The organism is Nocardia albiluteola (assembly GCF_018860155.1).
Classification (GTDB): Bacteria; Actinomycetota; Actinomycetes; order Mycobacteriales; family Mycobacteriaceae; genus Nocardia; species Nocardia albiluteola.
This window is the reverse complement of the sequence record NZ_JAHKNI010000007.1, coordinates 363,883-380,961: the sequence shown is the minus strand read 5'-3', so window position 1 is coordinate 380,961 and position 17,079 is coordinate 363,883. Positions and strand designations below refer to the sequence as shown.

Genomic DNA, 17,079 nt, shown 5'->3' with positions numbered 1-17,079 from the left:
AGCCTGCTGATAAATCTTGTCTTCCAGGCGTTTTCGGTCATAGAACCGTTTCGACTCCTCGCCGTCGCCCGCAGACTGGACGTTGACACGGTGGTCACACCCCGTACCGGGTGTCGTCGTCGGCGGGAGCGGGCCCGGTCGCGGCGAGCATCGGCGCCGGATGGCGCACCACCATACGCCGAACGCTACCCGCAAAAGATACCGAACGGTCGCACCATCGTGATGCTCCGGAATCCCGTACCCCGGGTGGAATTCGTCGGATTGTCCGTGCTGGGAACTACCGTTGTGTGCCGATCGAGCCGGTTCTGGTCATGTGGATGTGGGCGGCTCGGCGGTGGGGTGCATGATGGCGTGCCACCACGATTCGAGCCGACTCGGCTCCGGCCAGCGCACCACTGGCAGATCGTCATCGGAATCGCTGGTGATGGCGGGTGTGGTCGTGTGCCGCTTTCCCGGCCGGCGAGCGAACGCGTCACTGCGTGGTTCGCGTGGGGTTGCTGTCATGGCGCACCTCCGAATTCCTGGCCCGACGCCCGGTCTCACCGGGGCGGGCTGGATTCGCAACTCGCGGCGGTGGTGTACGCCGAGGTCGACCGCGCGCGAGGAATGCCACACGGGCCCGGGGGCAATGCCGAGGGGTCTGCGCCATCGCAGAGGGGCCGACCTGCGCCAGAGTAGCCATTCAAGGTCAACGGCAGGCTACGTCCGAGCCAATTTCCGGGACCTACACCCCGAGATCGAACCTGGCGGGCCGCGCTCGGAAAACGGTGAGCTGACGAACGTCAGCGCCCGGTCTGAACCGCCTGCGCTGTGACTCTCAGCGATGAGTGGCGGTGTTCTCGCAGCGTCAGGTGGCGTCCGCGGTCGCACGATCCCCGGCATCCGCCTCTCAGGTGCGGGCCGAGTCGTTTCCGGGGACGGGATTCACGCGCGGGCCAGCTCCTCGGACATGCGGGCGGTGATGGTGACCAGCACGCGGGCCGCGATGGCCAGCTCCTCGGCGGAGACCGCGCCGTAGGCGGCGCCCAGGATCTTGCCGGACGCGGCGCGCACCTGCGCGACCATGTCGCGACCGGCTTCGGTGATTCCCACCTGACCGTCGGACAACTCGGTCAGCAGTCCGCCGTCGACCAGTGCGGTGACCGCGTCCGCGACGGTGGCGGGCTCCCACTGCGTCATCGCGGCGACCCGGTCGATGTGAGCGGACCGCTCGACCGGGCCATCGGCGGCCAGGGCCTGGTTTAGGGTGATCCAGCGCTGCTCGTTCAGCGTGGTGCCGGACAGGGCCCGGGTCAGGACGGCGGCGTGGTGCTTCTCGGCCTGGCCGATGATCGACGGGTTCAGGGTGGGGGCGGTGGTGGTCATGTCGGCCTCCCTGCCGCTACGCGAACGCAAGCGGCTGCGCACCCGCCGCACCCTCGCCGACGTCGCCCTGCGCCTGTTCACCGAGCAGGGCTTCGACGCCACCACCGTGGAGCAACTGGTCGAGGAGGCCGAGGTTTCGCGCAGCACCTTCTTCCGCGCCTTCGCCACCAAGGAAGCCGTCGCCGTCGAGGCCGAGACGCTGCTCTGGTCGAATTACCTTGCGGCACTGGAACAGCGGGAATTCACCGGTCCCGTACTCACCGAGCTCCGGGACATCCTCACCGAGGCCGCCGAGGCCCTGCCCGTGGACTGGGACCGCCGCTACATCGCCACCCGGCGACTGGTCCTCACCGCCCCCACTCTGATGGGCCACCTCGAATACCACCGTTCCGGTATAGAGAAACAGGTAATCGCCTGCCTGACAAGCAAACTCGACCTCGACCCGGACGACCTGCGCCCACACATCCTCGCCGAACTCACCACCACGGCTTGGAGCATCGCCGGTCGCACCTGGGTCCAGGCCGACGGCGACGGTGGCCGCGCGGCCCTCATCGACCGCCTGCACCACGCCTTCGCGGCAATCCCCACCGCCCTGGAACTCACGCCGGGCAGCGCGAAACAGCGTTGAGGAAGCCATCCCGGCCTCTTGCCGTATCCCGGGGCTCTTGCGGTCCCCCTTCCTTCCCGCCGGCTGCCCGCCGCCCTTCACCGATGCGTGACGACTTCCGCTGATTCAGTGAACATGCGGCATGGCGGCAGGCACCGCGCTGTCATGCCGCTGACGGCGCTGACCGAACCGGCCGGCGCGGGGAATCGGAAGATCCACTGGCCGTGCCGATCCGAGGCCGGCAGAACGAGATTTCTCAGGCGGCGGAAGGGTTTTCGAGGACGATTGCGACTCCTTGCCCGGATCCGACGCAGACTCCGATCGCGCCGTAGCGCGCATTGCGTTCCCGCAGTTCGGTTGCCAAGGTCAGGACGTAGCGGGCGCCGGTGGCGCCGAACGGATGACCGATTGCCACCGCGCCGCCGTTCGGTGTCAGCTTCTCGTCGGGGATGATGAAACCGCCCAGCTGGTTGGGCAGTTCACGCAGCACGCCCAGGGCTTGGGCGCTGAATGCCTCGTGTACTTCCCACACGTCGATCTGCTCGGGTGTCAGGCCCGCGCGTCGAATCGCCAGCGGCAGAGCCCACGCCGGAGCCAGACCCATGTAGAGCGGATCGATCCCGTACACCGCGGACGACACCACCCGCGCCAGCGGTTCGACGCCGAGTTCGGCCGCTCGTTCACCCGAGGCCAGCACCAGTGCGCTGGCTCCATCGGTCAGGGGAGTCGAGTTCCCGGCGGTCATCTGCGTCGTCCCCGGCTGCGGGGGCAGTGACGCCAGCCTTTCGGCGGTGGTGTCGTCGCGGATGAATTCGTCGTGTTCGAACAGGCGGGCGGGGGTCTTCCTCGTCGCGGCGATCTCTACCGGCATGATCTCTTTGGCCAGCCGCCCGGAATCCCGGGCCGCCTTGGCGTTTCGCTGCGTCCGGAGCGCGAACGCGTCGATCTCCTCTCTGGTCAGCCCGTAGCGGTCGGCGACGTTCTGTGCTGTCTCGATCATTCCGATGTAAGCATTGCGCGCCAGCAGCACCGGATTGGCGGGACCGCCCGCGCCCGCCCACATGGTGTCGAGCAGGATGACCGGGCCACGGGGGCCGAACGGGCTGTCGCCCTTCATGTACGCCCATCCCGACCGCGACATCGACTCGACGCCACAGGCGATCCCGACGCCCAGATCCCCCGCTTTGATCGCGTGCGCGACATTGACGGTCGCACTCAGAGACGACCCGCAGAATCGGTTGATCGTCGCCCCGGCCACCGTGTCGGGGAATCCCGCCGCCAGCGCCGCCCACCGCGCGACATCACCCATCCCCTCGTGGGCCGGATTGACGCAACCCGCGACAATGTCCTCGATCTGATCGAGACCCACGCCGACGCGCTCGCACGCACCCTTCATCGTCATCCCCAGTAGGTCGTCGGCCCGAATGTGCGACAGCGAACCACCGTATCGAGCGAACGGCGTCCGGACGCCACCGAGCACGAAAGCTTCCGTCATCACGATCTCCTTCGAGAGTGTCGTCAGGGTCGCAACGATCGACCCGTCGCTGCTGCTTTCGATCTTGCCTCGATTTCGGAAAGGATTCCCCTCAGCCCAAAGGGACACCAGCGCCGAGGCTGCATTCGTCAGAATCCTGGCAGTATCGGGATCGCTGCTGCCGCGGCCCTAGCTGTTTCCGGTACGGCTGTTGCCGCCGCAACGTTGTTGTACTGGCCGTCGATGGATCGGTGTGACGCAAGCCCGGTCCGTGGTGGTCAGGGCTGCCGTTGGGGATCGATCTCGGCGAGATCGTTCTCGGTGAGCCGGAGATCGGCGGCGGCGATGATCGGATCGACCTGCTCGGGCCGTCGGTAGCCGGTTATCGCGGCGTCCACTGCGGGGTTGCTCAGCGTCCACGCGACCGCGACGGCGCCGGGTGTGAGGCCGTAGCGGTCGGCGACCGTGCGCAGCCGCTGGGTGGTCGAAAGATGGTGCGACAGTTGGGGCTCGGTAAAGCGGGCGTCGTGTGCGCGCCAGTCGTTGCCGGGCAGCTGCGCTGCCCGTTCCCGGGTCATCGCACCGGTCAGCAACCCCGAACCCATCGGTGAGTAGACGATGACTCCGATGCCGGTCTTTTCGGCGTAGGGCAGGGCCTCGGCTTCGGCGGCCCGGTCGACCAGCGAGTAGGGCGGTTGCAGTGTCTCGACCGGTGCGATCGAGGCGATGCGGCGCAACTGGGCGACATCGAAGTTGGACACCCCGATATGCCGGACGATGCCCTGTTCCTTCAATTCCGCGAGCGCGGCCCAGCCTTCCTCGATGTCCGAATCCGGGTCGGGCCAATGGATCTGATACAGGTCGATAGCGTCCACACCGAGCCGCTCCAGGCTGGCCTCGGCCTCCCGGAGCACCGAATCCCGGCGCAGGCTGTGCCGCACATGTCCGGTGCCATCGTCGAGCAACGAGCATTTGGTGAACACGAACGGGCGCTTCTCGCTGTCCCGCAGCGCCACGCCGACCACGCGTTCGGATCGGCCGAAACCGTAGGCGGCCGCGGTGTCGATCCAGTTGACGCCCGCCTCGAGTGCGTGCTGGATTGTCGCGATGGACTCGGAATCCTGCTGTGGTCCCCAGCCGAACTCCCACTCACCGCCTCCGATGGCCCATGCACCGAAGCCGACGCGGGTGATCTGCATGCCGGTCGAGCCGAGTTCCGTGGTGGTCAACGCCTTGGTTGTCATATGTCCTCCTAGGGTGTTCGGCGAATCTGTGCAGTCCGGGCAGCTCGGCCGCGACGACAGTCACGGGTCCTGCCCGAGCTGCGGCCGGGTGATCGTGGTGTCGGTTCGAGGCCGGATACCGTCCAGGACGATGTCGACGATGTCCTCGACGAAGGTCTGGTCGAGCGGGGCGTGGCCGTGCATCAGCCGGTGGTAGACGGGACCGTAGAGCAGGTCCAGGACGGTCTCGGTGTGTGTGCGGGCGGGGATCTCGCCTCGGGCGATGGCTTGCTGCAGGATCAGGCGTCCGTGTTCACGGCGCTGGTCCAGGAAACGTGTGCGGTAATGGAGTGCGAAATCGGGGTCGGCGCGGACCCGGACGAGCAGGCCGGCGATGACCCGTCCGTAGGGGCGTCGGGTGAGCAGTTCTGTCCACGGCCACAGCAGGTTTCGCAGGTCATCGCGTAGCGATCCGGTGTCGGGGGGCTCGGGAACGGACCCCCATGTGCGGTACAGAGCGTCCATGGCGAGGGTTTCCTTGCCGGGCCACCAGCGGTAGATGGTGGCCTTGCTGACCCCGGCCGCTGCCGCCACCAGGTCCATGTTCATGGCGGTGACACCGTGGTCGAGCAGCGAGTCCATCGCCGCGTCCAGGATCGCCTCGCGAGCTTTCTCGTCCCGGGGCCGGCCGCGGTGCACCGTCGAGGGGGCCTCGGTCACCGTCGGCTCCCGATCGGCTCGCCGGTCGCCGGTATCCGGCCGTGCAGGGCTGCGTACAGCCCGGCCAGGTCGCGGTTGGCGTACCCGTGATCCACGGCGCGCTCGACCGCGTCGCGGGCGACTGTTGCGGTGGCCATGTGCATTCCGAGACCGGCAGCGGTGTCGGTCGCGAGGCACAGGTCCTTGCGCATGGCGCGGATATCGAACCACGCACGCTGGGGTAGGTGCAGGGCCATCGGCGCGCGTGCCTGCAGCGCGGGCGATCCGATGGGGCTGTCGGTCATTATCGAGGCGGCCTGTGCGGGGTCGATCCCTGCTTTTTCGGCCAGCATCAGCGCTTCGCTGAAGGCGAGGATCTGGTTGGCGAGGCTGACGTTGATCGCCAGTTTGAGTGTCAGGGCCTGGGTTCGGGTTCCGACGTAGGCGACCTGGCGGCCCAGCCGGTACAGCAAAGGTTCGATGGCGGTGACCGCGCCGAACGGTCCACCGGCCATGATGACCAGGCTGCCCTCGGCGGCCGCGGGCACACTGCCGGACACCGGCGCGCTGACCATATGAGCGCCCCGGGACTCGACCTGGTCGGCGATTTCTGCCACGGTGCCGGGACCGACCGTGCTCATGTCGACCACGACCTGCCCGGACCGCAATCCGGCCACGATGCCGTCGGGGCCCTCGTACACCGCCTGCAACGCCGCATTGTCGGACACGGCCGTGAATACGACGTCCGCCGAGCCGGCGACCTGGCGTGGTGTGTCCCGCCAGATCATGCCGCGCGCGAGGAGATCGGCCGCTTTCGCGGCGGTGCGGTTGGTGCCGTACACGGTGTTGCCGTCGAGCAGACGACGCGCGAAGCGACTTCCCATAGCTCCCAGGCCAACGAAACCTATTGCCGCCATGCGCATTTCCTTCCTATCCCGGATACCGGCGCGATCCTGCGCGTATCAGTGATCGCTGCCGGGCGTCGACCGGATGATTGCGGTTGCCCGGATCGGACTCCGGGCTTCTATGCTCCGGTTCGACATCTCTGACAATTACTATACTGCGAGTTTTGTATATCGCCAGGTGTGATACGTGAGCGTAACCCTGCTGTCGTCCTCGTAACCGGTCTGCAACTGCAAACATAGGCTGCTCTGAGCATGAGACGGCTCGGCCTGCCTACCGTCACATATACGAGCCTGTAAGTTTCGGAAAGGTGGAGCCTCATGCCCGATACGACAGACATCGACACGACCCGCGCCGACATGCGACGCGCGGACTCGGCGCTCGATATCGCCCCCAAACTCGCTGTCGAGGCGATCGGCACGTTCTTCGTGGTCTTCGCCGTCGGAGCCACCGCGCGCAGCGGAACTGCGCTGGCGCCGCTGGCCGCCGGAGTCGTACTGATGGTGATGGTGTACGCGGGCGAGCGCGTATCCGGCGGCCATTACAACCCCGCGGTCACCTTCGCGGCGCTCGTGCGCGGCCGGATCCGCCCTGGCACTGCCTGCGGCTACTGGCTCACCCAGGTGACGGCCGGACTGGTTGCCGCACTGGTCGTTCCGGCGGTCGTCGGCTCGCGTGCACCACAGCACATCGACCCCAGCCGCCGGATACTGGTCGGCTCGCTTGCGATAGAACTCGCGTTCACCTTCGCGTTGGCGTTCGTGGTGCTCAATGTCGCCGCCGGTGGGCCACGGTTTCCCAACCCGATGCCAGCCTTGGCGATCGGATCCACAGTCGCGGCGGGAGGGGTCATCGTCGGCGGGGTATTCGGTGCCGCCTTCAATCCGGCCGTCGTCCTCGGCGCGATCACGATGAACCTGTTCACGCCCGCCACACTGCTCTACATCCCCGCCCAACTCGCCGGTGCAGCAGCGGCAGGCCTCGCATTCCGACGGTTCCCTCCCCGCGACACCTGACCGGCATGTACTACGGCGGGCGGAACTCACTGTGGGAAAACGGAACTCGGCAGCGACAGCTGACGCAAGTCGTCGTTCCCGATACACCGTGCCCGGTTGTCACTCGAGTGATGCGGCCCCAGCCATCGGATGCGTATGGAGATCGAACGGCACATCACGAATTCCTTCGCCCGGGCGCTGTCGACCGAAGCTACCGTCATGTACGGCAGGAGATCTCGCTTCCGGGCCAGGGTTGGTCTTGGGGGGGGCGATGTCAGGTTTCGAGGCGTTGCCGCACGGTCGCCATGCGATCGCGCAGCGCCTCCTGGTCGATGACACCGCGCCAGACCAGCGAATGGGCCAGCGCGAGCAATTGACTCTCGGGGAACGGCAGGCCCACGTACCGCTCCTGGGACAGGGCGTCCTCTTCGTTGCGGCGCTCCCGGAACGACAGGACCGTTCCCGGCTGCACCAGGGAAGCGTCGTCGAGTGCGTCGCACATCCCGTCGAGACTGCTCTTCCACGGTGGTACGGGATTGTCGACCGACCACTTCCGGCTCAGCGCCGGCCACAGCTGCTCGTGGCGAGAGGCGACGTCATCGAGCACTGGGACGTGAGTAGTCAATAGCGATGGGTCGACTTTCGCGACCACAGCGGACCGGTGCCGCTCGTCCGTCCCTGCCATGTCAGTTCCCTCCTCGATGCGCCTCGCGGATCCGGTCGGCCGTGACGTTCGCGCTCACGCCAGGCTTGGGCAGGGCGACGCCGATGAGGCAGTCGCGCGTGACGATCCGGGCCAGCTCGTCCTCGGACCAGTTCTCGGTGCCGTCGGGACGCATCGGCAGCACCATGAACCGATGCTTCTGGTTGGAGTCCTCGATGCGGATCTCGACGTCGGCGGGCAGGTAGGTGCCGAACTCGGCGAGGACATCGCGCGGGTACCGGACAACCCGGCGACGATAGTTGGGCGTGCGGTACCACTCGGGTGAGTTGCCCAGCAGCGGCCGCGGGTAACAGGAGCAGAGCGTGCAGACGATGACGTGATGCAGCGTCGGGGTGTCCTCGAGGATGTGCAGTGCGGTGAAGTCGCTGGGCGTGCCGAAGCCTGTGGGTTCCAGCCAGTCGACTCCGACGGCCTTGCACGCCTCGATCGGCTCGGCCAGGGCGGTGCGTTTGAACTCCTCGTCGAGCCAGCACTTGGCGACGAGCGCCGCTGCGGGCAGCGGGCCGATGCGCTCGGCGAACTCGGTGAACGCACGGTGATCCTCGGCGGTGAAGATGCCCTTCTCGAGGCAGAGTTCGCGCACTGCAACCTCCAGGACCTCGAAGTCGGACACCTCCTCGACCATCGGCGCGGGCGGACGATGCTCGTGCTGGTGCCCAGTGGTTGACATGGTGGTCGAAAGCCTTTCCGGGAGTTGGAGTTTCGCCTCTCACACAGCCTGGATCCAGCGCTCGGGCAATTCGGTCTGCAGCGTGTCGGTCGGCTCGCCCGTGTAGTCCGGCCAGAGCTCGGTCATCTTGAAGCGGACGATGTAGAACCATTCAGGCCGGGGTGAACCGAGGGCCTCGTAGTCGAACGCCTCGTCCTCGGCGGCCGGAGCCTCGTAGGCGAGCGTCACGATCTCGCCGACGGCGCCGCGAACGAACTCTTGGGTACGGGTGTAGAACAGTGCCTGCCCGTCACGGACCCGCACCGCGTCACCGACCGCGAATTCGGCCGGAGGCGCTTGACCGGCGTACACCTGTGGATCGCCCTTGCCGACCGCGTGCACGTGGTGCTTGTTGCGGGGAATGTCCTTGCCGTCGGCGATGGTTCGCGGCTTCGGCTCCAGCAACTCGTGCGGCGCCAGATCGGCGACACGGGCCTTCACCTCGTTGTACCTGGCGGTGAGTTCGGTCAACGAGACCAGGTGCTTATCGATCAACACCCGCGCGACACCCAGCAACCATCGGCCGTAATAGGGCAGCCCCAAGTACATCGTGTTGCCCAGGTCGACGTTGTGCAGGCGCCTGCGCTCCTCCGAGAGCCAGATGCCACGCCACCCGAGCACCTCGGCCATCACATACGTGCTGTGCTCCCAGTGCTCGCCTTCCTTCTCGAGGAATTCGATCGGCGCATCGCGCATCCCGCCGACGTCGTGCGAGGTCTTCAGATATGCCTCGATGCGATCGTTCGACAGCTCGTACGGAGCATCCGGCAGGTCCTGAAAGGCGGACCGCAACCGACCGAGGAGGTCGAGCCGGTCGGCCCGCTCGCGCGCGGTAATCGTCATGACGGGATTCCCTTCCGTGAGCGATCTCGACAGGTAGCCGCTTTGCGTGTCAACGCCTGTTCCGGATGGACGCCTCGATCCTGTTCCCGCGGCCCGCGGACGAGTACCGACGTCACCGGGATAGTTCACATCCGTCCCCCTCAGGCCGGGAAACTCGTACGCCCCCTGAGTGCGAACCTCGAGGATCGTGTTGTTTCTTCGGACCTGCGGGCTGAGCGCCAATTACTCTCCCAACGGTAGCTCTATACGAACCGAGCGGCTATCACCAACGCACTCGATCGGGCCCTAGCCGCCGAGGCGTCAGTCCCTAGTTGGGCCAGGGGTTGTCCTCGATGACCTCGACCATGTCGGTTCGGGTGAACCCGGGCACGAAATGGGCGAGAACATCGGCGTTCATCGTCCCGAATGTGGTCTCCGGGCGATCGGCGAAGCCATGGGTGAAAGCCGCGAGAATCTGACGCTTGAAGTCTGGGCGAGGATGGGCGGCGACCACGGCCCGGATATCGGCTGGATCCAGATCGTGATAGCCGATTCCCAGAACGTCGGTCTCCACGCCCGCCGTGACCAGCGCGACCTCGGGCTCCATATGCTCAGGAATACCGGGGGTGGTGTGCAGCGCGATAGCGGTCCACACCCGCCGCAGGCTGTCGTCGTCGAGGCTGTGTGCGCCGAGAAAGCGTCGCGCCTCGTCGGCGCCGTCGACCTCGAACCGTTGCCTCGTGGTGCGGTAGGCATCGGTCAGGCCCAGGTCGTGGAACATCGCGCCGACGTAGAGCAACTCCTGATCGGGCTCCAAACCGCGCCGGCGTCCTTGAAGCATCCCGAAAAGGTAGACGCGGCGCGAATGATGGAACAGCAGTGGCGGCGAGCAGTCGCGCACCAATTCGGTCGCTTCGGCAGTCAGCCGGCTATCAGGAATTGGAATACCTGCAATGTGCTCGGTCACGAATGTCCTCCTTTCGTTTGGCCTGGCAACTTGTTCGCGCACGGAATTCGTCCGACTTGGCCACCCACAACGCCCTGCACGTATGGCTATGGCCGCGATACGTGTCTGCCCACGCACCATGAGCTGCTCGGCTGGGCAGTCAAGTCGCGGTGGAGCCCCGGTGGCGCCACCCGGACATACCCACCCTCCTCCCCGGGGGATGTGTGAACAATGGCTCTGTCGAGGTGATCCGCTCGGGGGATCCGATGAACCGCCCGTCGGTTCGTCCTGACCTACCTGGTGACGAGGGTCGCGGGCGTCCGGTTCTGCTGTTCAGTGCGGAGTTGTCGTGTGCCGGCCCGCGGCCCAGGCAACTCGTCGTAGCCCAGCCTGGCACATCTCGAGCAGCCGTCGCCGCTCATCGTCGGAACAGTGGGCTTCTTCGGTCTCGGCGCGGAGCTGTTCGAGTTGTTGTCCCAGCGTTCCGATCTCGCCGAGCGCGAGCGCCTGACGGGCGGCGTGCAGCGCCCGGCTGGCATTCTCGGCGAGCGGGCAATGATTTTCTGGCGATACGCTATTTCAAGCTGTCGGACTGGTCCGTAGTGCTCGATAGACTGCGTCTTCAGGACTTGTTGCGGTGGAGGCTGATTCGACTGGAGATCCGTCAGCGTCTCGGACCTGCCACCCGCCGAGGGATACGACGGATACGCCTCCGCGACGGTTGGCCAGCGCCAGTTCGGAGAGAGTGCCCCAAGATCCACCGATCACGATGACAGCGTCGGCGGACCAGATCAAGATGGCGTTCCGCGCTTCGCCCATATTGGTATAGAGGACCGCAGATAGGCCGTCGCAGATTGCGTCGGGGTCGGTGTCGGGCCGAATGCCGATGACGAGTCCGCCCGCGACTGAGGCTCCTTCGGCAACGGCGGCCATGACGCCGCGCCCTCCGCCGCAGAGCACTGTGGCGCCGGCTTCGGCGAGGAGTCGGCCCACGGCACGCGCGTTGGCCGCGTCGGTGTCGGTGCAGTTGCGGGGACCGCAGACGGCGACCTGGATCGGGGGCACTGTCACTCCTTGCTGCTTTCTGCGGTGTAGGTGGTGAAGAGGTTAATCCGGTCGGGGAGCTCGCGGGCGGTGCGCACTCGGTTGATGCGTGCGCTGGCGGCCTCTAGATCGCCGAGGCCGAGATAGGCTCGGGCGGCGTCGAGTTCGGCTGCCGCGACGAATTCCGGCGGACTTTCGGCAGTGCAGATAGCCGGGGCTCCTTCCGCGTGATCGAGGGCGAGTTCATTGTGCCGACGGCCCGACCCAGGCGAGTTCCACCGCACCGTGACGGAAACGCCGGACATCCGGTCGGTGCTCAGTGCCCCTGCTGGAACGAGCATGCGCGCCGGCTGGTCGGCTCCGCGGGTCGTCATGGTGGCGACCGCCCTGCTGTTGGAGGCAGCGTGGGCCCGCTGTTCTGGCGATCAGATTCCTGACGTTGCCGGCCATCATCGACGAGGCGGTAGACCGGCGAGGCTCAGGGCCGACCTCCGCAAAGTATGTCGGGTGCGTTCTCAGCGGCGAAGGAGCAGTCTGTAGATATCGGTTCCCGCCAGCGCAAGGCCTGGCGTCGCCAGGTCCGTGCTGCATCACCATCTCGGGGGTGAGCGGAGGTCGAGCTGTTCCACCGGATTCAGCCATCGTGACGGTCGGCCGGTCTCACCGGCCGAGCGCCCTGCACAGGCGGAAGGCAGAAGATCATGCAGTACGGCACTGCGTTGCGTGAGGAGATCGGCCGTTCGGCGGTGACACCGTTGATCGGTATTTTCGACATGTATTCGGCATCGATCGCCGCGCAGTATTTCGATGGGATGTTCGTGTCCGGTTTCGGGTTCGCTGCATCCCACTATGGGCTACCCGACATCGGGTTCATCGCCTGGCCTGACATGGTCGGGTTCGTGCAGCGGTTGCGTCTGGCGTTTCCGGACCGGCATTTGCTGGTCGACATCGATGACGGGTACGCCGACGTGGAGGTCGCCTGCCATGTGGTCGAGCAATTGGAGATGCTGGGCGCCTCGGGGGCGATTCTGGAGGACCAGCAGCGTCCGCGCCGGTGTGGTCATGTGGCGGGTAAACAGATCCTGCCGCTCGAGCAGTATCTGGAGAAGCTGAACCTGGTGCTGCATACGCGCACCGATCTGGTGGTGGTCGCGCGGACCGACGCCACCGACGAGGACGAGATCCTGCGTCGTGCGGAGGCTTTGGCCGCAACCGACGCCGATGCCGTGTTGGTCGACGGTGTGCGCAGTGTGGAGAGGATCCGGCAGGTCCGCGGTGTGATCGGCGCAAAACCGCTGGTGTTCAACCAGATCGCCGGCGGGCTCTCGCCGCGGCTGTCGTTGACCGAACTCGAGGCTCTCGGAGTCGGTGCGGCGATCTACTCCACGGCGTGCCTGTTCGCGGCGCACGCGGCGATGACCGAGGCGCTGCTGAAACTGCGTTCCGAGGACGGACGCTTGCCCGAGATCGGCGCGAGCGGTGTGGGTGTGGCCTCGTCGACTGCCTTGCTGGAGGCCAACATCTCCCGCCATCGGCGCGCCGACCTCGCGTAGGCACGGTGACGATGCTGCGGCGGTGATGCGGTGGCAACACATCGACCCGCATGGCGTGTAACAACCCTGGTGGCCCCTCACCGCGGAACGTTCATTTCGGCGCCCGAATGTGCGGGTGCCGTCTGCTGCCGGGTAATTCAGCTCACGTGCCTGCAAAGCACCTGGTAGGCGCGTGGTGCGTCCTCGGGGAAGACGAGGACGAGAATCCGGCCACCCCATGGGGTTGCGTCGGCGGTGGGGCCCGAGGTAGCCCGTACGCCATTGGCGCCGAGTAGGTGGCAGACCGTGCGGGCGGACTCGTCGCTGGTCACGGTCGCGGCGGCGGTCAGCAGGCCGTAGTCCCCAGTCGGGTGTTTGTGGCGTGCGCGCCGGTGCGGCCGAAGCATCATCGGGTCGGCTCCACGATGGAGGTTCGCACCTGATGCGATCGGAGTGCCTCGAGCCGGGCCAGCTCGGCCGCGTGGGCCTCCTGTGCGAGCGCGGCCACCTGCTCGGGTGGATCGGGCCGCAGCAGCGAGCCCGTGCCGGGCTTGCCGGCGTATCGCATCCAGGTGGCCGGCGGCCGCGGAATCGCTGGGGACGGGCATGATTCACCTCGACGGGTTCAGGTACGGGGCGCGAACAGCTTCGGTAGCGCATCAACGGGTCCGCTGTGCGTCCGCGGTATGCGGCCGGCGTATCGACGTTCGCCGACGGCCCGGCCGCATTCGCCTACCGGGTCATCTGCAGGGCGAGGGTGGCGACGACGGGGACCAGATACAGCACGGGGTACACCGTGGTGTTGTAGGAATGCGCGCGGAGCGTGGTGGCGGCCGCACCGAGGAAGTACAGGATCAGCCCCGCGGCGGCCGCGATCCCGAGGGCGGGGACGAAGAATCCGACGAACAGGCCCAGTGCCCCTGCGGATTTGGCCAGTGCCAGCCAGTTCCACCAGGACTTTGGCACACCGTATTCGACGAGTGGATCGGCGACGAATTTTTTCTGCGCGAACAGCGAATAGCCGGAGAAGCCGACCCAGAGGGCGGCGACGACACCGACGATGTGATATGCGATATTCATTGCTGACTCTTTCTGAAATACTAGCGCTCGTCGACGATTTCGCCGTTTTGGACGGTCGCGTCCGCGGTCAGCGCCATCGCCGCAGCGGTGAGCGGAAGGCCCTGGGACGCACCGAGCGCGGTGAGCATCTGCTCGGCCGATTCCCAGCACCAGGTATCGGTGTAGCTGCCGTCCTCCAGTCGCGTGAGGCGGGTCTGGGTCAATCCCGGTACGGCCTTGCGGATTCCGTCGATCAATGTGGCACGCTGCGTGAGCAGAGTGTCGAGATCGCCGTCGGCGACGCGGTAGCGGTGCACTCTCAGCACGGCCATGACGTAGCTCCTTCGTGACTTTCGTGGTCTTGGTGACAACGAAAAGCCTCACATCCGAGCGCCGCCGTCAGTAGTGCCCCGGGCACCGGCCGCGTGTGCGGTATACAGGTCCGCACCGTGCATTCTGCATGTCGGCGATGTCAGCTCGGCGATATCAGCACGGAATGCATGCCGTGAGCAGGAACTCCTCGCCGGCGGCCGAGGCAGCGAAGGACCCGCCCGCGTCGGTCACCCGCGCGCGCATATTGCGCAGCCCCTGCCCGTCGCCACCGCGCACGCCGGTGGCGCCGTTGTTGTGAATCTTCAGGCGCAGCCGGCCGTTTCGCTGCTGGCATTCGATGGCCACCCGGGTGGCCATGCTGTGCCGGAGCACATTGGTGACCGCTTCCCGCACCACCGGCGCGAGCACCGCACCCGCCCGCTCAGGCAGGTCCTCGTCGTAGGCCACGTCGACGTCGCTGCAGGCGGCGGCGAGTGCCTGTCGGGCCAGCTGCAGTTCGTGACGTAACGAGCGGGCGGTGGTGTCGTCCACCAGCGCGATCGCCTCGGTCCGGGCATTGATGGCGATTCGCAGCGCCTGGTCGATCTCCGCCGCCGCCCGGTCCGGGCTCCGGGTCACCAGTTCGCCGACGAGGTCGCACTTCAATGCCAGCACCGACAGTGTCAGGCCCAGCAGATCGTGGATGTCACGCGCGATGCGAAGGCGCTCGACCTGCACGGTGATCCGCACCAGCGCCGCGCGAGCCTCGTTCAGCTGGATCGAGAGCTGGCGGAACCGGGCGAGCCCGAACAACACGAGCGTGGCCTCGGCGGCCGGCACGAGCCAGGCACCGTGGCCGGGCAGCCCGGGGGTCGGCACCGAGTAGGCGGCCCGCAGCGTGAACAGGCCGACCACGACGAGCACCGCAGGCGCACCGGGCAACGCCAGCAGCGTCGACACCGACAGCAGCATCAGCCAGACGGACCAGGCCCCCAGCCACGGCAAAGGCACCAGCGCGAGCGCCGCCTGCGCCAGCAGCAGCCGGATGGCCCACCGCGGCCGCCACAGCTGGGCCAGCAGCAACACCTCCATCGTCGTGCCGCCGAGCGTGGTCACCCAGTAGGGTCGCCCGATCTCCAGGGTTTCGATCGCCGTCCACCCGGCCAGACCGACGACCAGTGCGAGCAGCGTGAGCTGCGGTACCGCCCGCGAAATCAACGTCTCGTCCACGGGCAACCTGGTGAGAGTGCGATGTAGGTTCGCCGTCTGCCGGACGGTGTCGATGATCTCCCGGGTGGCGCCGCCGGCCGTGCCGACGGCGTCCCGCGCGCGCTGCGGGTCTGTCCCGGCCGCTGCGCGGGCACGCTGCAGCAGGTCGATCACGTTCGTGAGCCGACCGCCCAGCGCCGCACGCAGCCGTTGCGTCGTCTCCAGGCGCTCCCGGGTCAACGTCAGTTCGGCGAGTTCGTGCCGGCTCGATGCCAGTCGATCGGTCAGCACCGGTAGGCGGAGCAGCACATAGACCACCAGGCCGATCGCCGCCGTGGTCACGGCGGCGGTGAGGTGACCGTGCCAGCCACCGTGCACGCCGCCGGAACAGAGGACGACCAGCAGGAATCCGATCCGGGCCCACCGCCTGGGCAGGCAGACCAGGATCGTGGCCGCCAGCAGGCAGGCCAGCTTCGCCGTGCCCCCGGTCGGTATGGCGAGCGACAGGCAGGTGACCAGCAGTTGGACCGGCGGTACCCACGCCCGGCTGCCAGGCCGACGGTGCGCCAACACGAGCAGGCCGACTTGCGCCACACAGCAAATCACCGGTACCGCACCTGCTCCGCTCAGTGACACCGAAACCGTGAACAGAACCAAGAACAGATACCCGGTGAAGCGGGGCAAAACAGACACGCCGATGATTGCATATCAGGAAGGGCCGTCGAGGCAAGCGCACTGCGGCCTGACCTGCGGTGAGGAGCATGACCATGATCAGAGTTCTGGTGGCCGAGGATATGCGTCTGCTGCGCGAGACCCTCGTAGCGACACTGGAATTGGAGGACGACGTCGAGGTCGTGGCCGCACTTGATCGCGGCGAGTCGATCGTGGCCACAGCAATCGCGGAGCGTGCAGACGTCGCCATCCTGGATATCGACCTGCCCGGCCAGGACGGGCTGACCGCCACGATCGGGCTGCGTGACCGTTGCCCGGACTGCCGGGTCCTGATCCTGACCGCGCTGGACAGCCCCGGATACGTCAAGCGTGCCACCGAGATCGGCGCCGCCGGCTTCGTGCTCAAGGACAGCCCGCGCCGGGAGCTACTGCAGGCGGTGCGCACCGTCGCCGCCGGTGGTGTGGTCCTGGCCCCAAGCCTGGCCTTCACCGCATTGCGCACCGCGGACAGCCCCCTGTCCGAGCGGGAGGTGGATGTGTTGCGCCGTTACGCGGCCGGCGCGGATCCCAAGGAGATCGCCACAGGCCTGCACCTGTCGTACGGCACCGTGCGCAATTATCTGGCCGCCGCGGTGGCCAAACTGCAAGCGCGCAACCGCGTCGACGCCGTACGCCGTGCCACCGACGCTGGCTGGCTGTAGCGCCGTCTTCCTAGGTGAAAAGCGGAGGGAGGAGCTCGCGCAATCTCGATCCGACCCGTCGAACGGAACCAACTGGAAGGGGC

At 66.9% G+C, this 17,079-nt stretch carries 21 protein-coding genes; 5 read left to right on the top strand and 16 right to left on the bottom strand.

What is annotated here, in order from left to right; translation table 11 throughout:
* Nucleotides 1–924 precede the first annotated feature (924 nt).
* Complete coding sequence (locus KO481_RS22710; RefSeq protein WP_215919442.1) at nucleotides 925–1,365, bottom strand: winged helix DNA-binding protein; 441 nt, start codon at nucleotides 1,363–1,365, stop codon at nucleotides 925–927.
* Between KO481_RS22710 and KO481_RS22705 the strand changes: the two genes are divergently transcribed.
* Nucleotides 1,364–1,993 carry a TetR family transcriptional regulator gene (locus KO481_RS22705; RefSeq protein WP_215919441.1) on the top strand — a complete coding sequence of 210 codons (630 nt, stop codon included), beginning with the start codon at nucleotides 1,364–1,366 and terminating at the stop codon, nucleotides 1,991–1,993. The two genes, KO481_RS22710 and KO481_RS22705, sit on opposite strands and share 2 nt — an antisense overlap.
* Before the next feature lie 235 nt (nucleotides 1,994–2,228).
* Here the strand turns inward: KO481_RS22705 and KO481_RS22700 are convergent, their stop codons facing one another.
* The 4 genes from KO481_RS22700 to KO481_RS22685 form a co-directional block, all read right to left on the bottom strand.
* The gene (locus tag KO481_RS22700) at nucleotides 2,229–3,467 is read right to left on the bottom strand and encodes a thiolase family protein (protein WP_215919440.1); all 1,239 of its coding nucleotides are present in this window, start codon (nucleotides 3,465–3,467) and stop codon (nucleotides 2,229–2,231) included.
* Between the two features lie 257 nt (nucleotides 3,468–3,724).
* Complete coding sequence (locus KO481_RS22695) at nucleotides 3,725–4,690, bottom strand: aldo/keto reductase (RefSeq protein WP_215919439.1); 966 nt, start codon at nucleotides 4,688–4,690, stop codon at nucleotides 3,725–3,727.
* A gap of 60 nt (nucleotides 4,691–4,750) precedes the next feature.
* Nucleotides 4,751–5,389: a TetR/AcrR family transcriptional regulator gene (locus tag KO481_RS22690; protein WP_215919438.1), complete on the bottom strand. Its 639-nt coding sequence runs from the start codon at nucleotides 5,387–5,389 to the stop codon at nucleotides 4,751–4,753.
* On the bottom strand, nucleotides 5,386–6,285 hold the full coding sequence (locus KO481_RS22685; protein WP_281066152.1) for an NAD(P)-dependent oxidoreductase: 900 nt from the start codon (nucleotides 6,283–6,285) through the stop codon (nucleotides 5,386–5,388). The genes KO481_RS22690 and KO481_RS22685 overlap by 4 nt, the downstream gene beginning before the upstream one ends.
* A 306-nt stretch (nucleotides 6,286–6,591) precedes the next feature.
* Here KO481_RS22685 and KO481_RS22680 point away from each other — a divergent pair, with 306 nt between their 5' ends.
* A complete protein-coding gene (locus tag KO481_RS22680) occupies nucleotides 6,592–7,287 on the top strand; it encodes an aquaporin (protein WP_245401302.1) in 696 nt (231 codons plus the stop codon).
* 253 nt (nucleotides 7,288–7,540) lie between these two features.
* Here KO481_RS22680 and KO481_RS22675 read toward each other — a convergent pair whose 3' ends face one another.
* From KO481_RS22675 to KO481_RS22660, 4 genes are all read right to left on the bottom strand, one after another.
* Complete coding sequence (locus tag KO481_RS22675) at nucleotides 7,541–7,951, bottom strand: thiocyanate hydrolase (RefSeq protein ID WP_245401301.1); 411 nt, start codon at nucleotides 7,949–7,951, stop codon at nucleotides 7,541–7,543.
* A 1-nt stretch (nucleotide 7,952) separates the two neighbouring features.
* Entirely contained in the window at nucleotides 7,953–8,660 is a 708-nt protein-coding gene (gene scnC / locus KO481_RS22670) for a thiocyanate hydrolase subunit gamma (RefSeq protein ID WP_215919435.1), read from the bottom strand.
* Between the two features lie 39 nt (nucleotides 8,661–8,699).
* On the bottom strand, nucleotides 8,700–9,542 hold the full coding sequence (locus KO481_RS22665) for an SH3-like domain-containing protein (protein ID WP_215919433.1): 843 nt from the start codon (nucleotides 9,540–9,542) through the stop codon (nucleotides 8,700–8,702).
* Between the two features lie 307 nt (nucleotides 9,543–9,849).
* Nucleotides 9,850–10,488, bottom strand: a complete 639-nt coding sequence (locus KO481_RS22660; protein WP_308166740.1) for an HD domain-containing protein — start codon at nucleotides 10,486–10,488, stop codon at nucleotides 9,850–9,852.
* A 411-nt stretch (nucleotides 10,489–10,899) separates the two neighbouring features.
* Here KO481_RS22660 and KO481_RS22655 point away from each other — a divergent pair, with 411 nt between their 5' ends.
* Nucleotides 10,900–11,070, top strand: coding sequence for a hypothetical protein (locus tag KO481_RS22655; protein WP_215919692.1), 171 nt, complete (start codon nucleotides 10,900–10,902; stop codon nucleotides 11,068–11,070).
* On the opposite strand, the gene KO481_RS22650 is transcribed toward KO481_RS22655, so the two are convergent.
* Together KO481_RS22650 and KO481_RS22645 are read right to left on the bottom strand one after the other, a co-directional pair.
* Nucleotides 11,047–11,532 carry an SLOG cluster 4 domain-containing protein gene (locus KO481_RS22650; protein WP_308166739.1) on the bottom strand — a complete coding sequence of 162 codons (486 nt, stop codon included), beginning with the start codon at nucleotides 11,530–11,532 and terminating at the stop codon, nucleotides 11,047–11,049. The genes KO481_RS22655 and KO481_RS22650 overlap by 24 nt on opposite strands.
* Before the next feature lie 2 nt (nucleotides 11,533–11,534).
* Nucleotides 11,535–11,816, bottom strand: a complete 282-nt coding sequence (locus KO481_RS22645; protein WP_215919429.1) for a hypothetical protein — start codon at nucleotides 11,814–11,816, stop codon at nucleotides 11,535–11,537.
* Between the two features lie 396 nt (nucleotides 11,817–12,212).
* Between KO481_RS22645 and KO481_RS22640 the strand changes: the two genes are divergently transcribed.
* Complete coding sequence (locus tag KO481_RS22640; protein WP_215919427.1) at nucleotides 12,213–13,064, top strand: isocitrate lyase/PEP mutase family protein; 852 nt, start codon at nucleotides 12,213–12,215, stop codon at nucleotides 13,062–13,064.
* A gap of 137 nt (nucleotides 13,065–13,201) precedes the next feature.
* On the opposite strand, the gene KO481_RS22635 is transcribed toward KO481_RS22640, so the two are convergent.
* The 5 genes from KO481_RS22635 to KO481_RS44400 form a co-directional block, all read right to left on the bottom strand.
* Nucleotides 13,202–13,453 carry a hypothetical protein gene (locus KO481_RS22635; RefSeq protein WP_245401300.1) on the bottom strand — a complete coding sequence of 84 codons (252 nt, stop codon included), beginning with the start codon at nucleotides 13,451–13,453 and terminating at the stop codon, nucleotides 13,202–13,204.
* Nucleotides 13,450–13,611: a hypothetical protein gene (locus KO481_RS22630; protein ID WP_215919425.1), complete on the bottom strand. Its 162-nt coding sequence runs from the start codon at nucleotides 13,609–13,611 to the stop codon at nucleotides 13,450–13,452. The genes KO481_RS22635 and KO481_RS22630 overlap by 4 nt, the downstream gene beginning before the upstream one ends.
* A 164-nt stretch (nucleotides 13,612–13,775) precedes the next feature.
* Nucleotides 13,776–14,123 (bottom strand): DoxX family protein, encoded by a 348-nt coding sequence (locus tag KO481_RS22625; protein ID WP_215919423.1) that lies wholly within the window; start codon nucleotides 14,121–14,123, stop codon nucleotides 13,776–13,778.
* Nucleotides 14,124–14,143: 20 nt separating this feature from the next.
* Complete coding sequence (locus KO481_RS22620) at nucleotides 14,144–14,434, bottom strand: hypothetical protein (RefSeq protein ID WP_215919421.1); 291 nt, start codon at nucleotides 14,432–14,434, stop codon at nucleotides 14,144–14,146.
* 154 nt (nucleotides 14,435–14,588) lie between these two features.
* Nucleotides 14,589–16,217, bottom strand: a complete 1,629-nt coding sequence (locus KO481_RS44400; RefSeq protein ID WP_215919419.1) for a sensor histidine kinase — start codon at nucleotides 16,215–16,217, stop codon at nucleotides 14,589–14,591.
* Between the two features lie 173 nt (nucleotides 16,218–16,390).
* On the opposite strand from KO481_RS44400, the gene KO481_RS22610 reads away from it, so the two are divergent.
* Nucleotides 16,391–16,996 carry a response regulator transcription factor gene (locus tag KO481_RS22610; RefSeq protein WP_215919417.1) on the top strand — a complete coding sequence of 202 codons (606 nt, stop codon included), beginning with the start codon at nucleotides 16,391–16,393 and terminating at the stop codon, nucleotides 16,994–16,996.
* Nucleotides 16,997–17,079 lie beyond the last annotated feature (83 nt).